Annotated in this window: 4 protein-coding genes; all 4 read right to left on the bottom strand. The window is 62.6% G+C overall.

What is annotated here, in order from left to right; all coding sequences use genetic code 11:
* Nucleotides 1-125 precede the first annotated feature (125 nt).
* On the bottom strand, nt 126-1,121 hold the full coding sequence (locus J0I64_RS02900; protein WP_291406125.1) for an ABC transporter ATP-binding protein: 996 nt from the start codon (nt 1,119-1,121) through the stop codon (nt 126-128).
* Nucleotides 1,122-1,182: 61 nt separating this feature from the next.
* A complete protein-coding gene (locus J0I64_RS02905; protein WP_291406122.1) occupies nt 1,183-2,127 on the bottom strand; it encodes a succinylglutamate desuccinylase/aspartoacylase family protein in 945 nt (314 codons plus the stop codon).
* 16 nt (nt 2,128-2,143) lie between these two features.
* Entirely contained in the window at nt 2,144-2,998 is an 855-nt protein-coding gene (locus tag J0I64_RS02910; protein ID WP_291406123.1) for an ABC transporter permease, read from the bottom strand.
* 5 nt (nt 2,999-3,003) lie between these two features.
* A complete protein-coding gene (locus tag J0I64_RS02915; protein ID WP_291406124.1) occupies nt 3,004-3,924 on the bottom strand; it encodes an ABC transporter permease in 921 nt (306 codons plus the stop codon).
* Nucleotide 3,925 lies beyond the last annotated feature (1 nt).

Below are 3,925 nucleotides of genomic sequence, written 5' to 3' on the forward strand. Positions count from 1 at the left end.
CGCCACGATTGAGCGAGAAGCTGACGCCCTCGCCGGCCTTCACCGCGCCCACCTGGCGCTGCAGCACGCCGGCACGAATGGGGAAATGGACTTCGAGATTCTCGACCGTGAGCAGAGGGGTGCGATCAGGCTGCATCATCGTGCTCCCAGCAGGCGGCCCAGTGTCCGGGGCGTTTTTCTTCAAATGGCGGGCGCTCTTCAAGGCAGCGGGCCGAAGCATTGGCGCAGCGCGGAGCAAAGGCGCACCCCTTGGGCAGGTTCCAGAGCGGGGGAACCGTGCCCGGAATGTCGGCCAGGCGATCGCCCGCTTCGCTCGATGCACCGGCACCAGGAACGGCGCCCATCAGGCCAATCGTATAGGGGTGGAAAGGGCGATCGAAGAGATCGAAAATGCTCGCTTCCTCGACCTTGCGCCCCGCATACATGACGATAACGCGGTCAGCGACTTCCGAGACGACGCCAAGATCGTGGGTGATAAGAATCTGCGCCGTGCCGAGACGTTTCTGCAGGTCCGAGATCAGCCCCAGAATCTGGGCCTGAATGGTCACATCGAGCGCCGTGGTCGGCTCGTCGGCAATGATAATCTTGGGGTCGCACGCAAGCGCCAGGGCGATCATGGCGCGCTGGCGCATACCGCCCGAAAGTTCATGCGGAAATTGGCTGGCGCGACGCTCGGGATCGGGCATCTGCACGAGACGCAGCACGTCGACGGCGCGGGCATCGGCCTCGCGACGACCGCACTTGCGGTGCTGGCGCACGGATTCGGCGATCTGTTCGCCGATGCGCAGCACGGGATTGAGCGCGGTGAGCGGCTCCTGGAAGATCATGGCGATCTTCTCGCCGCGGAAATCTTCCACCTGCCGCTGATCCATGGCGAGGAAATCCTGGCCTTCGATCAGCACCTTGCCGCCGGCAATACTGGCCGCTTCCGGCAGCAGCCGGAGCAGGGAGAGTGCGGTCATGGATTTGCCGCACCCGCTTTCTCCGACAATGCAAAGGGTCTCCCCCGCCCTGACGGAGAAGCTCATGTCGGAGACGACGGCAAAAGCGCCATTGACGCCCCTGATCTCGATATCAAGATCAGAGACTTGCAGAACCGGGACATGGGTTGCTGTGTTCATTTCGCTCATTGCCGTCGTCTCCAATGCCGGGCTGGTGGGACGCGCCCGACATGTTGTGGTCTTAGTCGGTGGCGCCTTCGAGGTTACCGACCATGAAACCGTAGTCGCCGCTGTGGACGAGGTTACGGGTGAGGTGCTGCATGATCATCACGCCGTTTTCGAACGGGGTCGGGATCTCTTCGAGCACTTCAAACGTGTAGGGGCTGACAACGCGACCGAGCAGCTGCCCGCCCTTGATCACTTCGCCATTGGCCGGAGCCAGTGGCTCGAGCCAGCCGCCCTGGCTCGGACGAATGCCGGCCAGTTCGTTGACGACGATCTGCTTGGGGTTGGTCCACGGATCGCCCGGAATGGCGCCGATGGTTTTCAGCATGTTCAGCACGCCGTCGACGGTCTGCTTCACGTACGGGGTCTGGTCGACAATGCCGCCGCCGAGTTCGATCACGGCAACCGGGATATTGCGAGTGTCGATGGTCACCGACTTGGTGGTGCCGCCGAAAACAGTGCCCTGCTTGTTCTCGACCGGACGGTAGAGGAGCTTGGAGCCAAAGGCGCGCGACAGCCGCTCGTCGTTCCAGATGTAGACATAGTCGACGGTCGGGCGATCGGTGCCCGAATGCAGGTCGATATGCACATCGATGGCATTGAGGAACTCATTGGTCATCGCATGGGCGAGCTGCTGGGAATAGGTACCCTTCGGATTGCCCGGGAACTGGCGGTTGAGGTCGACCTTGTCGATGGTCGCAAAGCGCTCGTTGACGGCGAAAGCATAGGGATTGGCCACCGGCAGCAGCAGGATGCGGCCCTTGAGCGGCTGGTCCTTGAGGGCACGGTAGAGGTCGAGCACGGCCTGCGAGCCGGTGTTCTCATTGCCATGGATGGAGGCGGAAATGCCGATGGTGGGACCATCCTCTTCGCCGACCAGCTCATGGATAAACAGCACTGCGTCGCTGCCATCGGCATGCGTCGTAAACTTGGGACGAAGCTGGTTGATGGATTTGACCATTCGAATATTCCTTTAGTTACTTTGCCTTGGCGGACTTGCCGCCGCCGCGAGAGAGCTGGCGGGGGTCGAGCACATCGCGCAGGCCGTCGCCGAGTAGATTGAAGCCGAGCACGGTCACCATGATGGTCGCGCCCGAGATGATGGAGAGCCACGGCGCGTCGCGCATGAAGCGGGTGCCATAGGCAAGGGTCCATCCCCAGGTCGGGGCCGGCGGCGGAAGGCCGAAGCCGAGGAAGCTCAGGGCCGATTCCGAGATGATCGCAGTGCCAAGCCCAAGCGAGGCGAGCACGATGATCGGACCAAGCGCGTTAGGCAGGATTTCCTTGAAGATGATCCGCACCGGGCTCGCGCCCAACGCCTTGGCCGCCTGCACGTAGTTCTGCTCACGCAGCACCAGCGTTGTCGAACGCACGACGCGGGCATATTCGGTCCAGGCAACGACGATGATCGCGAGCGACACATTGACGATGCCCGGTCCAAGCACGGCGACGATGGCGAGAGCCAGCACGATGGCCGGAAAACCGAGGAAGATATCGGTGATCCGCATCAGCACCTGGTCGACCCAGCCACCGAAATAACCGGCGACAAGACCAACCACCGTACCGATAGCAGCCGAAACACCCACCGCGATGACGGCGATGGTGAGCGAGATGCGGGCGCCGAAGACGAGGCGGGACCAGAGGTCACGGCCGAAATTGTCGGTGCCGAGAATGTGCTCCATGGTCGGACCGTCAAAGCGGTTGCGCATGTCCATCTGCTCGATGCCATGGGTCGCGACATAGGGCGCGAAGATGGCAAGGAGAATGATGGTCAGCGAAATCAGCGCGCCGACGACGAGCGAAACGTTGGTGAGGGCTTTTGGCAAACGCATGGTCATCACCCCAGTCGAATACGCGGGTCGACCGCTGCGTAGAGAAGATCCACCACCAGATTCACGAGTGCGAAGACGATGGCGAAGGTGAGCACGATGCCCTGGATCAGCGGCAGGTCACGCTGCGAGATCGCAGCGATCGTCAGCTGCCCGAGGCCCGGCCAGGCAAAGATGGATTCGGTGAGCACGGCGCCGCCCAGCAGCGCGCCAAAGCGCAGGCCGATGACGCTCAGCACCGGCAACAGTGCATTGCGCAGCGCATGGCGGATCACGACGCGCCCCTTGCGCAGACCCTTGGCGTAGGCGGTGCGGACAAAGTCTTCGCGCAGCACTTCGAGCATCGAGGCACGAACGAGACGCGAGATGATGGCCGCCGAATTCGCCGCCAGCGCCAGCGCCGGTAGTGCGATGTGGCCGATGGAATCCCACAGCACCTGCGGGCGACCGGTAATGGCCGCAAGAAAAGCCTCCGGCAGCGGCACGCCGCGACCGATGGCCGGTAGCCAGCCAAGCTGCACAGCAAAGAGCAGCATCAGCAAGAGACCGAGCCAATAGACCGGCATGGACACGCCCAACTGGGCAAAGAGCATTGTGACTGTATCCACCCAGGAGCCCTGCCGAATGGCGGCGAGCACACCCAGCGCCATGCCGATAATGGTCGCAAGAATCAGCGCCACGACGGCGAGTTCGATGGTTGCGCCAAGGCGGCCGAAAATGATCTCGGAAACCGGCTGGTTCTGGAAGATCGAGCGGCCCATATCGCCCTGGAGGAGAGCAGCGAAGTAATCCCAGAGGCGAATGTACCAGGGGTCATTGAGCCCGAGGGTATTGCGCAGGGTTTGGATGGCTTCGGGGGTCGCGTCCTGGCCGAGCAGAACCGCGGCCGGATCGCCCGGGATGATGAGCAGCAGGCCGAACGTGACCACC

Origin of the sequence: Devosia sp. (assembly GCF_017307565.1) — a bacterium.
GTDB lineage: Bacteria > Pseudomonadota > Alphaproteobacteria > Rhizobiales > Devosiaceae > Devosia.